The 18,477-nt window shown below is 69.4% G+C and carries 17 protein-coding genes; 5 read left to right on the top strand and 12 right to left on the bottom strand.

Going from position 1 to position 18,477, the window contains the following annotated elements:
• Positions 1–121: 121 nt before the first annotated feature.
• Complete coding sequence (locus AC07SQ_RS13390) at positions 122–562, bottom strand: surface-adhesin E family protein (protein ID WP_495270925.1); 441 nt, start codon at positions 560–562, stop codon at positions 122–124.
• 75 nt (positions 563–637) lie between these two features.
• On the bottom strand, positions 638–1,402 hold the full coding sequence (locus AC07SQ_RS13395) for an AraC family transcriptional regulator (RefSeq protein WP_495270924.1): 765 nt from the start codon (positions 1,400–1,402) through the stop codon (positions 638–640).
• A gap of 102 nt (positions 1,403–1,504) precedes the next feature.
• On the opposite strand from AC07SQ_RS13395, the gene AC07SQ_RS13400 reads away from it, so the two are divergent.
• Positions 1,505–2,332: a sulfite exporter TauE/SafE family protein gene (locus AC07SQ_RS13400; RefSeq protein ID WP_495313009.1), complete on the top strand. Its 828-nt coding sequence runs from the start codon at positions 1,505–1,507 to the stop codon at positions 2,330–2,332.
• A 20-nt stretch (positions 2,333–2,352) separates the two neighbouring features.
• Here the strand turns inward: AC07SQ_RS13400 and AC07SQ_RS13405 are convergent, their stop codons facing one another.
• Both AC07SQ_RS13405 and AC07SQ_RS13410 read right to left on the bottom strand, forming a co-directional pair.
• Positions 2,353–4,005 (bottom strand): ankyrin repeat domain-containing protein, encoded by a 1,653-nt coding sequence (locus AC07SQ_RS13405; RefSeq protein ID WP_495270923.1) that lies wholly within the window; start codon positions 4,003–4,005, stop codon positions 2,353–2,355.
• A 176-nt stretch (positions 4,006–4,181) separates the two neighbouring features.
• Positions 4,182–4,820 (bottom strand): class I SAM-dependent methyltransferase, encoded by a 639-nt coding sequence (locus AC07SQ_RS13410; protein WP_495270922.1) that lies wholly within the window; start codon positions 4,818–4,820, stop codon positions 4,182–4,184.
• Between the two features lie 136 nt (positions 4,821–4,956).
• Between AC07SQ_RS13410 and AC07SQ_RS13415 the strand changes: the two genes are divergently transcribed.
• Positions 4,957–6,228, top strand: coding sequence for a M20/M25/M40 family metallo-hydrolase (locus AC07SQ_RS13415; protein ID WP_062468836.1), 1,272 nt, complete (start codon positions 4,957–4,959; stop codon positions 6,226–6,228).
• 40 nt (positions 6,229–6,268) lie between these two features.
• Here the strand turns inward: AC07SQ_RS13415 and AC07SQ_RS13420 are convergent, their stop codons facing one another.
• From AC07SQ_RS13420 to AC07SQ_RS13455, 8 genes are all read right to left on the bottom strand, one after another.
• Complete coding sequence (locus AC07SQ_RS13420; RefSeq protein WP_495270921.1) at positions 6,269–8,614, bottom strand: DUF3300 domain-containing protein; 2,346 nt, start codon at positions 8,612–8,614, stop codon at positions 6,269–6,271.
• Positions 8,615–8,800: 186 nt separating this feature from the next.
• Positions 8,801–9,427 carry a DUF3299 domain-containing protein gene (locus AC07SQ_RS13425; RefSeq protein ID WP_495270920.1) on the bottom strand — a complete coding sequence of 209 codons (627 nt, stop codon included), beginning with the start codon at positions 9,425–9,427 and terminating at the stop codon, positions 8,801–8,803.
• 2 nt (positions 9,428–9,429) lie between these two features.
• Entirely contained in the window at positions 9,430–10,692 is a 1,263-nt protein-coding gene (locus tag AC07SQ_RS13430) for an ABC transporter permease (RefSeq protein WP_070061815.1), read from the bottom strand.
• Positions 10,689–11,435, bottom strand: coding sequence for an ABC transporter ATP-binding protein (locus AC07SQ_RS13435; protein ID WP_095946849.1), 747 nt, complete (start codon positions 11,433–11,435; stop codon positions 10,689–10,691). Before AC07SQ_RS13435 ends, AC07SQ_RS13430 begins: the two co-directional genes overlap by 4 nt.
• Positions 11,436–11,439: 4 nt before the next feature.
• Positions 11,440–12,030, bottom strand: a complete 591-nt coding sequence (locus AC07SQ_RS13440; protein WP_495270919.1) for a DUF2796 domain-containing protein — start codon at positions 12,028–12,030, stop codon at positions 11,440–11,442.
• Positions 12,027–12,935, bottom strand: a complete 909-nt coding sequence (locus tag AC07SQ_RS13445) for a sulfurtransferase (protein WP_495270918.1) — start codon at positions 12,933–12,935, stop codon at positions 12,027–12,029. The genes AC07SQ_RS13440 and AC07SQ_RS13445 overlap by 4 nt, the downstream gene beginning before the upstream one ends.
• 53 nt (positions 12,936–12,988) lie before the next feature.
• Positions 12,989–13,921, bottom strand: a complete 933-nt coding sequence (locus tag AC07SQ_RS13450) for a DMT family transporter (RefSeq protein ID WP_235926703.1) — start codon at positions 13,919–13,921, stop codon at positions 12,989–12,991.
• 62 nt (positions 13,922–13,983) lie between these two features.
• On the bottom strand, positions 13,984–15,129 hold the full coding sequence (locus AC07SQ_RS13455; protein WP_056582780.1) for an aromatic ring-hydroxylating oxygenase subunit alpha: 1,146 nt from the start codon (positions 15,127–15,129) through the stop codon (positions 13,984–13,986).
• A gap of 272 nt (positions 15,130–15,401) precedes the next feature.
• Between AC07SQ_RS13455 and xseB the strand changes: the two genes are divergently transcribed.
• From xseB to dxs, 3 genes are read left to right on the top strand one after another with little or no spacing between them, the layout of a single operon-like run.
• Complete coding sequence (gene xseB, locus AC07SQ_RS13460; protein WP_062468817.1) at positions 15,402–15,668, top strand: exodeoxyribonuclease VII small subunit; 267 nt, start codon at positions 15,402–15,404, stop codon at positions 15,666–15,668.
• An 11-nt stretch (positions 15,669–15,679) separates the two neighbouring features.
• Positions 15,680–16,594, top strand: coding sequence for a polyprenyl synthetase family protein (locus AC07SQ_RS13465; protein ID WP_495270917.1), 915 nt, complete (start codon positions 15,680–15,682; stop codon positions 16,592–16,594).
• Positions 16,595–16,616: 22 nt separating this feature from the next.
• Complete coding sequence (gene dxs, locus AC07SQ_RS13470) at positions 16,617–18,461, top strand: 1-deoxy-D-xylulose-5-phosphate synthase (protein WP_070061821.1); 1,845 nt, start codon at positions 16,617–16,619, stop codon at positions 18,459–18,461.
• The last annotated feature ends 16 nt before the right edge of the window (positions 18,462–18,477 follow it).

Here is an 18,477-nt window from a genome sequence, read left to right on the forward strand (position 1 = left end):
TTTGCAGCGCGGGAGGCTGTTTTCCCGCGGAAGGGCATCGTAGCAGTGGCAGTTCTTGCTGGCAACGTGAGGCCCTCAGGCCCTCTTCACGTTGCTGGAAAGCACCCGTGCGTCTTTTGGGTCAGCGCACCTGCGCGCACACGCGCTTGAACACGATCCCGCTCACTGTGGTCGGGCCGCCCACGGCCTTCCATTCGCTGCGACGGGCGAGGTCGATGTCGTGCACTTCCAGCGGCCCGTTGTGGCTGATGACGCGGCGCATCTTTTCGCGCCGGCCCTTGCAGTCGTAGTCGTAGAGATAGCGCGAGGTGCGAAACGGGGTCTTGCCCACGTCGGTCTGCAGCTCGTCGTAGCGGTAGAGCGTCCACGCTTCCACGGCATCGCCATGCGGCTTGATCGAGTCGCGTTGCAGCAGCACCTGCTTGCGAGGGGTGGTGGCGATTTCGGTCCAGGTGTCGGCGGCTTGTGCGGGGACTGCAGTCAGCAAGGTCGCCGCAGCGCAGGCGGAGGCGACGAGGTGGCATGCCAGCACGGCGCGGTGCTTGGGCAGACGAGGCTTCATTGGTTTCACTCCCTGTGAATCGGTGGGCAAGCAGGCGAAGAATGCCATGCATCGCCGCGAGCGAGAACCTGCGCCTCACGTCGCGATGAACGCCGAAGGCTTCTGCCCGAGCCGCTTGCGGAACATGGTGGAGAAGGCGCCCGGGCTGTCGTAGCCCAGCTGAAGCGCCACCGCGGTCACCGGCCGGCCCATCGCCAGCTGGGCCATGGCCGAGAGCAGGCAGGCCTGGCTGCGCCATTCGGCGAACGTCATCCCGGTGTGCTGGCGGAAGAACCGGCTGAAGGTGCGTTCGCTCTGGTGCAGCTGCTGCGCCCAGGCCAGGGGCGAGGTGCGCACGTCGGGCGCGTGCAGGAAGGCGATGCACAGCGCCGCCAGTCGCGGCTCGCCCGGCAGCGGCGCAAAGAAGGGCAGGGCCGCCGCGCGGCCGACTTCTTTCAGCACCAGCGACATCAACAGGCCGTCGCGGCCGCGTTCGTCGTACAGCGCCGGCACGTCGATGGCCTCGATCAACAGCTGCCGCAGCAGCGGCGACACGGCCAGCACCTCGCACTGCGGACCGCCGCGCGGCGCGGCGGCCGGCTCGATGTAGAGGCTGCGGGTGCTGACGCCCACCATCCGCACCCGGTGCGGCTTGCCGGCCGGAATCCAGACACCGCTGTGGGGCGGCACGACCCAGGCGCCGTCGTCCGTGCCCACCTCCATCAGCCCGGTCGCGCCGTAGAGAAACTGGGCGCGGCGGTGGCTGTGCATTTCGAGCAGGGTGCCGGGCGCGTAGTCGGTGCCGATGGCCAGCACGGCGCGGGGCGTGGGGTCGAGGGTGTCGAGAGACTGGTTGCGCACGGCAGCGGATCGGTGGGTTGGCCGGAACGCAAATATTGTTGACCGAACATCGCAAGCGCGCCAGCCCCTCGGACTCTAGCCTCGAGGCTTCTTTCCGTGTCGATGGAGTGCCTTGTGTCGTTGTATGTGATGTTGGTGGTGTGCGGATGCCTGACGGGCGTCACCACCGTGCTGTTCGGTTTCGGCGGTGGATTCGTCGTGGTCCCGTTGCTCTACCAGCTGCTGTCCCAGCTGAACGCGGCCGACAGCGCCGTCGGGCAGTCGGCCATGCAGATCGCGGTGGCCACCTCCACCTGCGTGATGGTCTTCGGCGCGTTGCTGGCCACGTGGCGGCATCAGCGTGCGGGGACGCTGGACTGGTCGCACATCAGGCCGCTGCTGGGCGTCATCGGTGCCGGCGCGGTGCTGGGTGCCCTGGCCGCCACGGCGGTCCACGGGGAATGGCTGCGCTGGGCATTTGCCGCGTACCTCGCGCTGACCATCGTGGACTGCTGGCTGCGCCCCGGCTTTCTTTCGCCGGCCGTGGCGAGCAGGGCGGCGCCCTCTCTTGCAGCCACGGCGCTGTCGGGCCTGGCGATCGGCTGGATTGCCGCCTTCCTCGGCGTCGGCGGCAGCGTGATGACGGTGCCCCTCATGCGCCGTCGCGGCATCGAGATGAGCCGCGCGACGGCCATGGCCAACCCGCTGTCCCTGCCGGTCGCGCTGGCGGGCACGGCCACCTACGTGGCCCTGTCCGCCACCTCGACGCCGGCGTTCGGGCCGTGGCATGTCGGGTATGTCGACGTGCGCGCGGCGGCGGCGCTCGTGGTGGGCTCGTGGATCGGCATTCGCGTCGCCGCGCTGTGGATCGGGCGCATTCCGGACCGCATCCACGCCAAGGTCTACCTGGCCTTGTTGATCGTGGTGTTCGGGGCGATGGTGGTGCGCTGAGCGCGCGGCACCGTCCGGCTTCACGCCATCGATGCGCCCAGCAGGAAGTCCGTGACCTCGTCCGAGAACACGCTGCGCCGCGCACCGATGAGCACACCATCCGCACTCTCCGGGTCGGGCCGTGCGGAAGGCATGCCGTGGGCCACAAGCGCGTGGGCGCAACCGACCCAGTCGCCGCCTTCGACGGGCTCGTTCAGCGAGGCCCACGACAAGGTGCCGCAGGCGTTGTCGCCGAAGCCGTGCGGCGCCTGCCAGTCGGCACCGTGTGCAAGCAGGAACCGGGTGAGCGCCGCATCGCCGCAGAACACGGCATGGTTGAGCGCCGAGGCGTCCCAGTCGCCGCCACGGACTTCGAGCGGCCAGCCGAGCGTGACCATCGCCTTCACCGCCTCGCTGCAGCCCTGGGCGGCGAGCTCGGGCAGCAGGCGAAGCTGCGTGGGGTCGAGCGAGCCGATGAGGCCCGGGTGCCGCGCCTGCAGCGCTCGCGCCGTGGCTTCGTCGCCGCGCGCGCATGCGGCGATGAAGGCTTCGCTGGTGGGGAGCGGTGCCTCTTCTTCGCCCGCTGCCAGCAGCAGCTGCGCGACCTCGGTCAGCCCGAAGCGCAGGGCGATGATGCGCGCGGACGTGCCATCGGGCGTGCACGCGTCCGGTCGCGCGCCGGCGGCCAGCAAGGCCTCGACGTGCGCCGGTGAACGGCGGCGGCGAAGGGCCCACATCAGCGGCGAACCCCAGTCCGAGATGGGCGGGCCCTGCGGCGGTTCGTTCGCGTCACCGCCGTGTGCGAGCAGGAGGCGCAGCGTCCCGACGTCGTCCAGGTCAAGCACCCGGTACAGCGCGTTCGAACCCGTCACGCGCGCGCCGGCTTCCAGCAGCAGCTTCGTGCAGGCGGGCTGGTCCAACGAGTGGTACAGCGATTCGCCGTCGTTCGGGTCGGCCCCGGCGTCGAGCAGCAGCTTCGTCAGTTCGGGGTCGTGGTTCTGGCCGGCCGCACCGTACAGCGCGGAAAGCCGCTCGGTGTCGGCGGGCGCTTCGAGCGATGCGGGAGGCCAGCGGTTGCCGGCCGATTGATCGGGGGACGCGCCGGCCTCGAGCAGGAACTTCGCACACGCATGCAGGCGTTCGCGATGGCCCGGCAGTCGCATCAGGCCGGAATGGGTGACGGCGACGAGCGGCGGCAGCTGCAGCGGGCCGCCCGCGCGATGGACCCATGCCGGGTCTTGCGCGGTGGCGTGGCGCAGCGCGGCTTCATCGCCGATGGCGCAGGCCACCCAAGGGTCGCCAGCCGCCATAAGGACAGGGTTCTCGTCGCGCATGCGCAAGGCCGCCGCAGGCCGTGCGCGGTTCGTGCCGCCGGCGATGTCGCCCGCGTACACGAGGCGCAGCCAATGGAGCACTGCTTGGGCCGGGTCATCGGCTTGTGCCCTGCGGGCCAGGACAAAGCCCTGCAGGTCGGCCCACGAGGCGAAGCCGTACTCGCGCGCCACACACGACTGCGCATCGTGCAGGCGCAAGCCCTGGGCTGCGAGGGCGGCATCGGACTTGCCCGACGCGGCGGGCAAGGCACTGCGAAATCGGTGAAAGGCCGTGGGGTCGTTGCTGCGGTAGAGCGCCAGCAGTTCCTTGGCTTGCTTCTTCAGGTGGCCGATGTCGGGCCGGGCGGGAATGCGCTTCATGGAAACCTCCGTGCATCAGGCGCCGATGACCCGCAAATCCGGCTGCACAAAAGGCTGTGGATCGTCATGAAGAAGGCAAGTGGGTTCAACCCTTCCCGCGGGCCCGGGCGCGGCTTGCACCGCGGCCCGGATGGTAGCGGATCGGGGCAGGGCGACGCCACGCGCCGAAGTGCAGATCACTGCTTGCGTGCCACGATGAAGGGGCGGTTCTCGCCTCCCTTCGTCGCGTGGTTCTCGCTCGCAAGCACCTCGAAGCCGGCCGCCTGCAGATGCGCCCCGAGCTCTTCCGCCCGGAACACGCCGGCATGCGGCGCCAGCCCGATCGCGCGCATCGCGGGCAGCAAGGCCAGCCGCAGCAGCGGGGTCATATCGCCGAGGCAGGGCGTCTTGGAGACGAACAGGCCCTGCGGTGCGAGCAGGGCGTGGATGCGGCGCAGCGTGCCGGGCAGGTCACGCACCAGGTGGAGGTAGTTGAAGCCCAGCACGGCGTCGAAGGGGCCTTCGTTCGGTGCCAGCGTCTCGGCGGTCGCCACGCGGAACGACAGGCCGGAGACCGGGGCGGCGGCGTGCTTCTCTTCGGCGATGGCGATCATGCCTTCGGCGATGTCCGTCGCCAGGTACGCGCGGGCGTGGCTCGCGAGGCGCAGGGCCGTCGTGCCGGTGCCGCAGCCCAGCTCGAGCACGCGCGCGTCCGGCTTGAAGAGAGCGCGGGTCCGCTCGAGCGTGCGCGCGTAGCCGGCCTCGTCCGCGATGGCGCTCTTCGCGTAGCGGCGCGAGCTGCGGTCCCAGAATCTGGCGTCGTTCGCGAGGCTCATGGTCTTGGATCGGCGGCGTGTGGAAGGATGCGGCGCACTGTAAACCGCCGCCCGGGCGCTGTCGCCGATTTGCGCCGCTTCGCCCGCCATGTCGCTATGCTGGCGCCCGCCAATCACTCCAGGAAAAGAGACTCTCATGACCATGCGTACCTCGTCTTTCTTCTCCCTGCGCTCCGTCGCCCTGGCCTGCGGCCTGGCGCTGGGCGCCGTGGCCACCGCGCAGGCGGCGCCCGATGCGAAGCTTCTCGCTGCTGCCGAGAAGGCACAGCCCGCCGTCATCGACAACCTGAAGGAGATGGTGTCCATCGAGTCGGGCAGCCTGAACGTCGAGGGCCTGATGAAGATGGCCGACGTGATCGAAGGGCGCCTGAAGGCCGCCGGCTTCAAGACCGAGCGCCGCAAGGCCTCGGCCGGCGCGGGCGCCGACATCGTCATCGGCACGATCAAGGGCACGGGCAAGCGCAAGATCATGCTGCAGGGCCACATGGACACGGTGTACGCGCCGGGCATCCTGAACAGCCAGCCCTACAAGGTGGACGGCAACCGCATCTACGGCCCCGGCATCGCCGACGACAAGGGCGGCCTCGCGGTGATGATGGCGTCGCTCAAGATCCTGGCCGACGCGGGCTGGCGCGACTACGACACGCTCACCGTGCTCGTGAACCCCGACGAAGAGGTGGGCTCGGTGGGCTCGGGCGAACTCATCGCCACCACGGCCGACCTGCACGACACGGTGCTGTCCTTCGAGCCGACGGCTGCCAAGGCGGTGGCCAAGGGCGAGTCGCTGCTGCTCGGCGCGGCCGGCATCGCGCAGGCCACGCTCGAGGTGAAGGGCCGCGCGGCGCACGCCGGCGCCGCGCCCGAGCTGGGCCGCAACGCGCTGTACGAGCTGTCGTACCAGATGCTGCAGACCAAGGACCTCGCCAAGGACATCCCCGGCGTGACGCTGAACTGGACCGTGGCGCGCGCCACCGGCCCGATCAACCAGATCACCGAGAAGGCGCAGGCGCTGGGCGACATCCGCATCACGCAGCCCGGCGCCGAGAAGAAGCTCACCGAGGCGCTGCAGGCCAAGATCGCCAGCGGCAAGCTGATTCCCGACACCGAGACCACGGTGAAGGTCGAGGTGGGCCGCCCCGCCTTCGTCGCGGGCGCCAAGGGCCGCGCGCTGGCCGAGAAGGCGCAGGCGATCTACAAGGAGCTCGACCGCGAACTGGCGCTGACGCCGATGACCGGCGGCGGCACCGACGCCGGCTTTGCGGGCCGCTCGGGCAAGGCCACGGTGGTCGAGAGCTTCGGCCTCGCGGGCTTCGGCTACCACGCACGCGACGAGTACATCGAGGTCGACTCGATCGTGCCGCGCCTGTACCTCGTGACGCGGCTGCTGACCGAGATCGGCAAGAACTGAGTTTGTAGCGCGCAGTGCGCCCGCGGCCGGGGCCGCGGGGTCACTGCGGTGCGTTGGGATCGCCCGGGCGGCGGCGATGGGCGGCAGCCGCCGCCGCTGCGGCCTGAGCCTGGGCTTGCTGCTGTTGCGCCTGCTGGCGTTGCATCTGTTCCTGCTGGTGCTGCTGCTGGCGCGCCTGGTTCTGCGCGGCCTGCTGTTGTTGCTGCATCTGCTGGCGCTGCATCTGCTCCTGTTGCTGGCGTTGCTGGGCCTGGGCGGCTTGCTGCTGTTGCATCTGCATCTGGCGCGCCTGTTCCATCTGGGCCTGGCGTTGCTGTTGCGCGGCTTGCGCCTGTGCCTGTTGTTGCTGTTGCAACTGCTGCTGGCGACGGGCCTGCTCCTGTTGAGCCTGTTGAGCCTGTTGCTGCATCTGCTGCGCGCGCCGGGCCTGTTCCTGCTGCGCCTGCCGTTGCTGTTGCTGGGCGGCCTGGGCCTGCTGCTGATCCTGCTGGCGACGTAGCTGTTCCTGTTGCGCCTGTTGCTGCTGCATCTGTTGGCGGCGGCCCTGCTCCTGCTGGTCCTGGCGTTGCTGGCGCAACGCCTGTTCCTGTTGCTGCGCCTGCTGCTGGCGACGCGCCTGCTCTTGCTGGGCCTGTTGTTGGCGCTGCTGGTCTTGCGCGGCCTGCTGTTGCTGCTGCATCTGCTGGCGACGGGCTTGGTCCTGCGGGTCCTGGCGTTGACGCAGTGCCTGCTCCTGTTGCGCCTGCTGCTGACGTCGTGCCTGTTCCTGCTGCGCCTGTTGTTGGCGTTGCTGGTCTTGCGCGGCCTGCTGTTGCTGCATCTGTTGTCGACGGGCTTGCTCTTGCGGGTCTTGCCGCTGACGCAGGGCTTGTTCCTGTTGCGCTTGCTGTTGACGTCGTGCCTGCTCCTGCTGGGCCTGTTGTTGACGCTGCGGCTCCTGCGTGGCCTGCTGTTGCTGCATCTGCTGGCGACGGGCCTGTTCCTGCTGATCCTGGCGTTGACGCAGGGCCTGGTCCTGTTGCATCTGCTGCTGACGGCGCACCTGTTCCTGCTGCGCCTGTTGTTGACGCTGCTGGTTCTGTGCCGCTTGTTGCTGCTGCATCTGCTGGCGCCGTGCCTGCTCTTGCTGGTCCTGGCGCTGGCGCAAGGCCTGTTCCTGCTGCACCTGTTGCTGGCGCCGAGCCTGTTCCTGTTGGGCCTGCTGTTGCTCGCGCAACTGGTTCTGGGTTGCCTGCTGCTGCATCAGCGCTTGTTGCTGTTGCTGCTGCTGGGCACGCGCCTGTTGTTGCAGCTGCTCTTGCTGCTGCGCCGCTTGCCATGTCGCCGCACCGGTCGGTGGGCCGCTGCGATCGCCTGCGTAGTTGTTGTTGTAGACGTTGCGCACGTTGTTGACCACCGTGGTCGAGCGCGACACATACGTGGTGTTGTTGTAGACCACCGCAGGCCGGTAGGCCGGTGGCGGCGGCGCCGCGCGGTCGCGCCAGCGCGGTGCGCCCCAGTTCATGTTCCAGGCGTTCCAGCCCCAGCCGTGGCGCTCCAGCGCCGAGCCGACGATCACGCCGCTGCCGAAGGCCAGCGCGCCCACCGCGGCCACCTGGCCACGGCTGTAGCCAGGCTCGACCACCACCGGCGGCGGTGCATAGGCATAGCCGGGGTAGACGGCCACGGGCATGTCGTACACCAGCTGCGGGTCGTAGCGCGGCACGTACACCACGTCGGGCTGCACGGGTTCGATGGTGATGAGCTCCTCGGGCGCTTCGATCACCGTGGGGCCCGCGTACATGGGCTGCATGTCGGGCGCGGGCGTGTAGTTGGGCGGCGTCGCGGCGCGCGCCACGCGCAGCTTGTCGTTGTTCTTGAGGCGACCGGCCTTCGATGCGCGCTGGCGCATCACCTGGATCGCGTTCATCACGTCGGCCGGGTCGTTGTAGTAGGCCTTGCCCAGCGAGGTGGTCCACGCGATGTTGCCGGCCATCTGGTCCATCACGGGCCGGAACGCGGTGAGCGACTTCACGCTCGGGTCCCACGGCTGCTGGTTGGCGGCGTCGGCGAGCGGGCCGGCCTTGAGCGTGGGGTTCTGCTGCAGCCAGCCGTGGGCCGCGGTGATCTGATCGGGGTAGGTGGCACCGGCCAGGATCTGCGCGACGAGCTTGTCGGGGTACAGCGCAATCGGCGCGACCAACTGGTAGAGCTGCTCGGCCGAGGGCGGCGTGTAGGCGGCCGGCACCGGCGCGGCGACGGGCGCGGGGGCCTGGGTGGCCGGTGCTTCAGCGGCGGGAGGTGGTGGTGGTGCGGGCTTGTCGCAGCCTGCAACGAACAACGCTGCGACGCACAGCGAAGCCATGAGGCGCCGCTGAAGGAGGGGGCGGTGGGGAGAGGGTGTCATCTGGCATGTCCTGAAGACGCCGGCAGGGTGCCCGGAACTCCTTCAACGGCGGGCCAGAGCAGGCGATGACACAGCCTGCGCCCCGGATGCAACGGTCTGTGTCGGCGGTGCGCCGCCTGTGCTGTCGGCGCAGGACCACGAGACCACCGGGCGACGTGGCGATCGCCCGGGGAAGAACCTCTGTCGTTACTTGGCGCCGCCCGAATACTTGGTGACGCTGCTGGCCTTCACGTGGTAACCGCTCACGCCCATCATCGAGTCGTTGCGCAGCGTCTGCAGCTTGCCGGTGACCCACACGGTGTCCATGGCGCGGAACTTGGCGCCCTTTTGCGGAATGACGTGCAGGATCTGGTTGGCCGGCGGCGGCGGCGTGTGGATGCAGGCGCCGAAGTAGGGCACGAGCAGGAACTCGGTGACCTCGCCCTTGGCCTCTTCGAGCGGCACGATGAAGCCGGGAATCTTCACTTCCACGCCGTTGAGCGCGGGGTTGGTGGGCGCGTTGTTCGACACCTCCTGCATCTTCATCAGCAGTTCGTTGGCGCGCGGGTCGCCGTCGTCGAGTGTGCTCAGGTCGATGCCCTTGAAGGCCTTGGCCGGGTCCCAGTCCTTGGGCACGAGTTCTTCCCAGCTGATCTGGCGCGGCTGGCCCGCCGTGGCCTGGGGCGTGGCGGAGGCGGCCTTGCCGCCGAGCGGGTTGGTCGCGGTCGTGTCCTTCGGTGCGGGCTCGGCGGCCCAGGCGGCGGCTGCGAGGCCGGCGCCGGCCAGCAGCATCGACAGGGCGGTGAGCACGCGGGGTGTGGAGGTCTTCGTCATGGTCAGATTCTCGGAGAAAGGCCGTCGGCCAGCGACAGTCGGTAGGCCCGGATGCCGGGCAGCAGGCTCGCGAGCCAGCCGGCGACCAGCAGGCTCGCCGTCAGCAGCCATTCGTTCAGTGTAGGTTCGGACAGGCTCAGCGTCAGCCCGAACTGCGCCTGCAGCCATGGCGAGAGCAGGGCGATGCCGAGCACCGCCATCGTCACGCCCAGCAGCACGCCCAGCACGGTGACCAGCGCGCCTTCGAGCGCCAGCAGCGCCAGCACATGGCGCAGGCCCGCGCCCACGGCGCGCAGCACGGCGAGCTCGCGGCGGCGTTCGTTCAGGCCCGCCATCACCACCGACACCAGCCCCGCCAGGCTCACGAGCGCGACCAGTGCCGACATCAGCAGCAGCGCGTTCTCGCCGATGCCGATCACGCTCCACAGTTCGTCGAGCGCCACGCCGGGCAGGATGGCCATCAGCGGCTCGCCGGTGTACGTCGAAATCCAGCGCTGCACGCCGAACACCGCGGCGCGGTTCTTCAGGCCCACGAGCGCGGCCGTCACGTTCTTGGGCGTGAGGTCGAACTTGCGCACCTGCTCGGCCGGAATCTTCACGCCCGGCATCGGCGCGCCGCCCACCCATTCGAGGTGGATGGCTTCCATCGCCGCCAGGCCGATGTGCACCGTGCGGTCGACCGGCGTGCCGGTGCGCGCGAGCACGCCCACCACGGTGAAGGGCTTGTCGGCATGCTCGGCCACGTTGAGTTCGCCGCTGCCGTGCGCCAGCGTGATCTTCTGGCCCACGTGGTAGCCGAGCTTGTCGGCCACCTCGGCGCCGACCACGGCATCGAACAGCGCGTCGAAGGGCTTGCCTTCGCGCAGCTTCAAGGTCTGGCGGTCGCCGTAGCGGAAGTGCGTGAAGTACTCGGGCGTGGTGGCGAGCACCGAGAAGCCGCGGTGCGAGTCGCCCAGCGACAGCGGCACCACCCAGTCGACACCGGGGTGCGCCTGCAGTGCCTGCACGCTCTTCCACGAGATGTTGTTGGTGGCCGCGCCGATGCGGAACACCGAGTACAGCAGGAGCTGCGTGGAGCCGGTGCGCGCGCCCACGATGAGGTCGGTGCCCGAGACCGACGACGCGAAGTTCTCGCGCAGCTCGGTGCGGATGCGCTCGACGCCCAGCAGCAGGAAGGTCGACAGCGCGATCGAGAACACGGTGAGCGCGAGCGTGAAGCGGCGGTTCCAGGCGCTGCGCCATGCGATGGAAAACAAAGCTCTCATGCGTCCACCGCCATCGCGCTCGATGCCGCACGGTTGATCTCCGGCAGAAGCACGTGCCGCGCGAAGCGTGGCGCGATGCGCTGGTCATGGCTCACGAACACGAGCGCGCTGTGGTTCACGGCGCAGGCCGTGAGCAGCACGTCGAGAAAGGCTTCGCGCCGGTCTTCGTCGAGCGCGGAGGTGGGCTCGTCGGCGATGACGACCTCGGGCTGGCCGATGAGCGCGCGCGCCGCGGCCACGCGCTGCTGCTGGCCGACGGACAGCTGCAGCGCCTGGCGCTTCCACAGCGCGCGGTCCAGGCCCATCTGGTCGAGCAGGTGCTCGGCTTCATCGCGCGAGCTGCCGTTGCGCGCGGCCTGCGCCTCGCGCCGCGCCGAGAAGCGGCAGGGCAGCAGCACGTTGTCGAGCACGCTCAGGTAAGGCAGCAGGTTGAACTGCTGGAAGATGTAGCCCACGTGCGCCACGCGGGCGCGGTCGCGCTGCGTGCCCGAGAGCTTGGCCCAGTCGTGGCCCAGCAGCGTGACGCGGCCTTCGTCGGCCACCAGCACGCCGGCCAGCAGCGACAGCAGCGTGCTCTTGCCGCAGCCGCTCGGGCCGTGCAGGAACACGGACTCACCCGCCGTGATGCGCAGGGCCTCGATGTCGATGCAGGGGGTCTTCACGCCGGGCCAGGTGAAGCGCAGGGCTTCGGCGGCGAGCACGACGCGCAAGTGCGTGGTCTCGGCCTGCGGGAGGGTGCTCACGCTGTCACTTGCCCAGCGTCAGGCGGGAAGGCTGCGCCGCCTGCGCGCCGCCCGGGCGCTTCAGCTGGCGCTTGAACTGGCCCTGCGCACTGACGATCTGCACGTCGATCTGGCGTGCGCCCTTGAAGGCCGAGAACAGGTTCAGGTCGATGAACTTCGCGGCGGCGGCCTGGGTGCAGTTGAAGGAGAAAGAGGCGTCGAGGTCGGCATGCCCGCTCGATTCGGCGGGGTCGGGGTTGCCCAGGCCGAGCGCGCCGGAGCGCAGGTCGACGGGGCCGAGCTTGCAGTTGGCGGCGGGGTCGATGGTGAAGAGCTTGTCGGCCGCGCGCAGCTGGGCGATGGCGGCTTCGACGGTCTTCTTCTCGGCGTCGGTCTTGGGCGCGCGCTCGAAGCCGACGATGTTGTCCAGCGGCGATTCCATGGCGATCACGATGGTGGGCCCGTCGATGGCCACGTCGAGCTTGAGCTGGCCGTGCACATGCGCGTGCTGTTGCTGGGCCTGTGCGGGAAGGATTGCGGCCGCGAACAGCGCGGCGGCGGTCAGTGCGAAGCCGGACGACGTGCGTCGAAGTCGGGTGTGCAGGGTGTGCATCATGGTTCTGCGCCTTGCCGGGTCGGCAGCCCCGGCGTGTTGCTCCATTCGCTCCAGCTGCCGGCATAGAGCGCGGTCGTCCCGAACCCCGCGATCTGCATCGCGAGCAGGTTGGGCACGGCGCTCACGCCGCTGCCGCACTGGTGGACGACGGTCGCCGCATCGCGCCCCGCGAGCAGCGCTTCGAACTCGGCGCGCAGTTGCGCGGCGGGCTTGAACTTGCCGTCGGGACCGATGTTGTCGGCGAAGGGCCGGTTCAGGGCCCCGGGGATGTGACCCGCGATCGGGTCCAGAGGTTCCACCTCGCCGCGGTAACGTGCACCGGCACGCGCGTCGATCAGGTTCTGGTCAGGCTGGCCGAGCCGGCGCACCACGGTGTCGGTGGTCACGAGCCTGGCGATCGGCTCGCCCTGTACGAAATTCGACTGGAAGCGCGCGGGCTCCTCGCGGTCGGTCACTTCGCCGCCCGCGGCCTGCCAGGCCTGCAGGCCGCCGTCGAGCACGGCCACGGCGTCGTGGCCCATCCACTTGAGCATCCACCACAGGCGCCCGCAGTAGTTGGCGCCGTTGCGGTCGTACACCACGGCCTGCATCGTGTTGGAAAAACCCACCGACGACAGCCAGGCCGCGAACTTCTCGCGGCTGGGCAGCGGATGGCGCCCGCCCGAGGCGGGCACGCCGTCGTCCTGCGCCACCACCACGTCGCCGCGCGCGCCGGGCAGGCCATGCTTGGCGCTGAGGTCGGTGTCGAGGTTGGCGTACTGCGCGCCCTGGATGTGCGCGGCGGCGTACAGCTGCGCGCCGGCCTCGGGCTTCATGAGGTCGAAGCTGCAGTCGAACACCATGAGGGGCGAGTCGCCCTCGCGCAGCTGCCTGAGTTGTTCGACGGAGATGAGGGTGGTGTACATGGTGAGAGCTCCTTCGAAAAATGGTTCGGCGATGGGTGCCGTGGCTGCTGCGTTCAGTGTTCCTCGGCCGGCGCCTTCGGCACGGCCCGCTGGCGCAGCACGGTGGCCGCGATGCCGCTGGCGATGATCAGTGCCATGCCGCCCCAGCCGGCGGCGTCGATGCGGTCGTCGAACAGCACCACGCTGTAGAAGGCCGCGAACACGATGCCCGAATATTGCAGGTTTGCCACCACCAGTGTGCCGGCCTGGGTCTTGGCGGTGGCGTAGGCGCGGGTCATGCACAGCTGTCCGAGGGCGGCCAAGAGGCCGATCGGCAGCAGCCACAGCGCATGCTGCCACGTCCACGAACTGCCGCCCGAAAACCCGGTCGCGGCCGTGGCGAAGGCACCGGCCACGGCCGAGCCGACCGCGAAGTAGAAGACCGTGCGCAGCTCGGGCTCGCCGATGCGCGACAGCGCCACCACCTGCATGTAGGCAAAGGCGGCCGTGACGCCCGACAGCAGGCCCAGCATGCCCGCGAAGCCGTCGCCGCCGCCCACCGTGGGCTTGAGCATGAGCACCACGCCGGCAAAGCCCGCGAGCACGGTCATCACCAGCGGGCCCTGCAGCGGCGGGCGCTCGATGCGGCCGTCGCGCCCGGGCACCGGCACCCAGGCCAGCAGCGCGCCGCCGACCAGGAAGGCCGCGACCCACACGCTGCTCATGTAGTTGAGCGTGACGGCGGTGGCCAGCGGCATGTGGGCGATGGCATAGAACCACGCGCCCAGCGACACCACGCCGATGGTGCTGCGCCAGGCATGCATGCCGGGGTATTTGGTGGCGAGCGAGGTGCCGCGGTTGCGCGCCAGCAGCCAGAGGAACACGATGCCGATGAGGCCGCGCCCCAGGACCATCTCACCGCTGTTGAACCATTCGGAGGCCACCTTCACGACCACGCTCATGGTGGCGAACAGAAAGGCCCCGAGCACCATCCACAGCGCTTGCATCGATTGACATCCAGATCAGAAAAAAGAAAGCCCCGGCGGGTGCGGGGCGGGAGAGGCGAGGGTCAGACGGGTGGTTGCTGCATGGCGTTGCGGTACCACTCGTGGAACTGCTGCATGCCGTCTTCCATGGGGCTCTGGTAGGGGCCGGTCTCGTTGTCGCCGCGCAGCATGAGCGCGCGGCGCCCGGCGTCCATGCGCTCGGCGATCTCGTCGTCTTCCACGCAGGTCTCCATGTAGGCGGCCTGCTGGGCCTCGACGAACTCGCGCTCGAAGGCGACGATTTCCTCGGGGTAGAAGAACTCGACCATGTTGAGCGTCCTGGTCGGGCTCACCGGGTGCAGCGTCGACACGGTGAGCACGTGCGGGTACCACTCGATCATCACGTGCGGGTAGTAGGTGAGCCAGATCGCGCCGTACTTCGGCGGCTTGCCGTCGCGGTACTTGAGCAGCTGCTCCTGCCACTTCTGGTAGACCGGGCTGCCGGCGCGGCCCAGGCGGTTGGCCACGCCCACCGTCTGCACCGAGAACTCGGGCTTGAACTCCCAGCGCAGGTCGTCGCAGGTGACGAAGCTGCCCAGGCCGGGGTGGAACGGGCCGACGTGGTAGTCCTCGAGGTAGACCTCGATGAAGGTCTTCCAGTTGTAGTTGCACTCGTGCAGCTCGACGCGGTCGAGCGCGTAGCCCGAGAAGTCGAGGTCGGCCTGCGGGCCCAGGCCCGCCATGTCGGCCGCTACGTCACGGCCGCTGCCGTCGGCGTTCTTCTCGAACAGAAGACCGTTCCATTCGGTGAGCGGGTAGTTGTGCAGGTTCAGGCACGGGTCCTGGTCGAAATGCGGGGCGCCGATCAGCGTGCCGGTGGTGCGCGCGTCTTTCGCTGCGTAGGTCCAGCGGTGCAGCGGGCAGACGATGTTGCCGCCGGTCTGGGCGTCGAGCTGGCCCCGGCCCTGCAGGATCAGGGCCTGGCGATGGCGGCAGACGTTCGAGATGAGCTCCACGCCCTTGGGCGTGTGGACCAGCGCGCGGCCCTGGTGTTCCTGCGGCAGGGTGTGGAAGTCACCCGGCTCGGGCACGGCCAGTCGGTGCCCGACGTAGCGGGGCCCTCGCGCGAAAAGGTTCTGCATTTCGCGGGCGTACAGGGCCTCGTCGAAATACGCGGTAACTGGAAGTTGGCTCGCGGCCTGCTGCAGTTGAAGACTTAAATCAGACATGGAGGACCTGACCAAGCTCCCCACAGGGAGAAAAAAGAAAAAAACGGAAGGCGCCGTCTGCAAGGGTGACGGCCCGAAGAGGTGTGCCGGTGCGACCGGCGGGGGAAGCGGGGATTGTACCCGGGGGGCATTTTTGCGCCCGCCGGGTTTTTGCCTCGCATGGCCGGGCGCCATACAGGGTGTTGCAAAGGGTCGCGCACACGTGCGCAGGCTGCCCGGCGGTTCGTTGCGCCCCCGCCCTAAAATGTTCCGTTTCATCCACGATTCGTTGCATGCCCAAGGTGCCTTCTCCTTCCACGACCAGCCCGGCGGCCACGCCCGACACCGGGCCGCTGCCCGCCAGCTACGAAGCCGGGCTCCAGGAACTGGAACAACTGGTTGCAGAACTCGAATCGGGCCAGCTCCCGCTGGACCAGCTGCTGGGCAGCTACCAGCGCGGCGCCGCACTGCTCGGCTTCTGCCGCGACAAGCTGCAGGCGGTCGAGGACCAGATCAAGGTGCTCGACGCGGGCAGCCTCAAGCCCTGGACGGCCGAATGAGCGCCGTCCCGATGACTTCCACCGTCACCACCCCCTGGGACGCGAAGACGCTGGCCGGCTGGGCCGAGCCCCATCTGGCCACGGTCGAAGCGGCGCTGTCGCGCTGGGTCGGCGTCGATGCGCCGGTGCTGCTGGGCGACGCCATGCGCTATGCCGTGCTCGACGGCGGCAAGCGGCTGCGGCCGCTGCTGGTGCTCGCGGCCAATGAAGCGGTCGGCGGCAACGCCCACGCCGCGCTGCGTGCGGCCTGCGCCACCGAACTCATCCACGCCTATTCGCTGGTGCACGACGACCTGCCGTGCATGGACAACGACGTGCTGCGCCGCGGCAAGCCCACCGTGCACGTGAAGTTCGGCGAAGCCGACGCATTGCTCGCGGGCGACGCGCTGCAGGCGCTGGCCTTCGAGCTGCTCGCACCCGAGGGCGACGAGGTGCCCGCCGCCATGCAGGCCCTGCTGTGCCGCCTGCTGGCGCGCGCCGCCGGCAGCCAGGGCATGGCCGGCGGCCAGGCCATCGACCTGGCCAGCGTCGGCATCGCACTGAACGAAACCCAGCTGCGCGAAATGCACCGCCTGAAGACCGGCGCGCTGCTGCAGGGCAGCGTCGAGATGGGCGCCGCCTGCGGCTCCGTGTCGCCGGCCGCGCTGGCGGCGCTGCGCGACTACGGCGCCGCCATCGGCCTGGCGTTCCAGGTGGTCGACGACATCCTCGACGTCACCGCCGACTCGCAAACCCTGGGCAAGACCGCCGGCAAGGACGCCGCGGCCGACAAGCCCACCTACGTGTCGCTGCTCGGCCTGGACGGCGCGCGCGCGCAGGCGAGCCAGCTTCTTGCCGATGCCATCGCCGCGCTGAACAAGAGCGGCCTGGCCGACACCGCCGCACTGCGCGCCCTGGCCCACATGGTGGTCGACCGCGACCGCTGAGAAGAAAAAAGAACCCACCTCCATGGCTCCGCTGCTTCCCACTCTCCACGACCCTTCGCCGATCCGCCAGTACGACCGGGCCCAGCTCAAGCAGCTGTCCGACGAGGTGCGCGCCTGCGTGCTCGACAACGTCTCGCGCACCGGGGGCCACCTGAGCTCCAACCTCGGCACGGTCGAGCTGACGGTGGCGCTGCACCATGTGTTCAACACGCCGCACGACCGGCTGGTGTGGGACGTGGGCCACCAGACCTACCCGCACAAAATCCTCACGGGCCGGCGCGAGCGCATGCCCACGCTGCGCCAGCTCGGCGGCATCTCGGGCTTTCCGCAGCGCACCGAGAGCGAATACGACACCTTCGGCACCGCCCACTCGTCGACCAGCATCTCGGCCGCGCTCGGCATGGCCATGGCCGCCAAGCAGAAGGGCGAGAAGCGCCATGCCGTGGCCATCATCGGCGACGGCGCGCTCACGGCCGGCATGGCCTTCGAGGCGCTCAACAACGCGGGCGTGTGCGACTGCAAGCTGCTGGTCATCCTGAACGACAACGACATGTCGATCAGCCCGCCGGTGGGCGCGCTCAACCGCTACCTCGCGCAGCTCATGAGCGGCAACTTCTACGCCGCCGCCAAGAGCGTCGGCAAGAGCGTGCTGCGCAATGCGCCGCCGCTGTTCGAGCTGGCCAAGCGCCTGGAGCAGCATGCCAAGGGCATGGTCGTGCCGGCCACGCTGTTCGAGCAGTTCGGCTTCAACTACGTCGGCCCCATCGACGGCCACGACATCGACTCGCTGGTGCCCACGCTCGAGAACCTCAAGCACCTGGACGGCCCGCAGTTCCTGCACGTGGTCACGAAGAAGGGGCAGGGCTACAAGCTCGCCGAGGCCGACCCGGTGGCCTACCACGGCCCGGGCAAGTTCGATCCGCAGGTGGGCCTGGTCAAGTCGACCACGGCCGCCAAGCAGACCTTCACGCAGGTCTTCGGCCAGTGGCTGTGCGACACGGCCGCGCACGACGGCCGCCTCGTGGGCATCACGCCCGCGATGCGCGAAGGCTCGGGGCTCGTGGAGTTCGAGAAGCGCTTTCCTGATCGCTACTACGACGTCGGCATCGCCGAGCAGCACGCGGTCACCTTCGCCGCCGGCCTGGCCTGCGAGGGCCTGAAGCCCGTGGTGGCGATCTACTCGACCTTCCTGCAGCGCGCCTACGACCAGCTGATCCACGACGTGGCAATCCAGAACCTGCCCGTGGTGTTCGCACTCGACCGAGCAGGCCTCGTGGGCGCCGACGGCGCCACGCACGCGGGCGCGTACGACATCCCGTTCCTGCGCTGCATTCCCAACATGAGCATCGCCTGCCCGGCCGACGAGCGCGAGTGCCGCCAGCTGCTGACGAGCGCCTACGAACAGAACCACCCGGTGGCCGTGCGCTACCCGCGCGGCGCGGGCGCCGGCACCACGCCGCACCTCACGCTCGACGCATTGCCCTTCGGCAAGGGCGAGGTCCGCCGCGAAGGCCAGCGCATCGCCATCCTTGCCTTCGGCACTCTGCTGTACCCGGCGCTCACCGCGGCCGAGTCGCTCGATGCCACCGTGGTCAACATGCGCTGGGCCAAGCCGCTCGACGTCGAGTTGCTGCTGCAGGTCGCGGGCACGCACGACGCGCTCGTCACGCTCGAAGAGGGCGCCATCATGGGCGGCGCGGGCAGTGCGGTGGTCGAGGCCCTGCAGGCCGCGGGCATCCAGAAGCCGGTGCTGCAACTGGGCCTGCCCGACCGCTTCATCGAGCACGGCGATCCGGCCAAGCTGCTCGCATCGATCGGCCTCGATGCCGACGGCATTGCCGCCGCGATCAAAAAACGCTTCGTTTGACAAGAGGTCGCAGGGT

The sequence above is a fragment of the Variovorax sp. GW821-FHT06D12 genome (genome assembly GCF_059419205.1).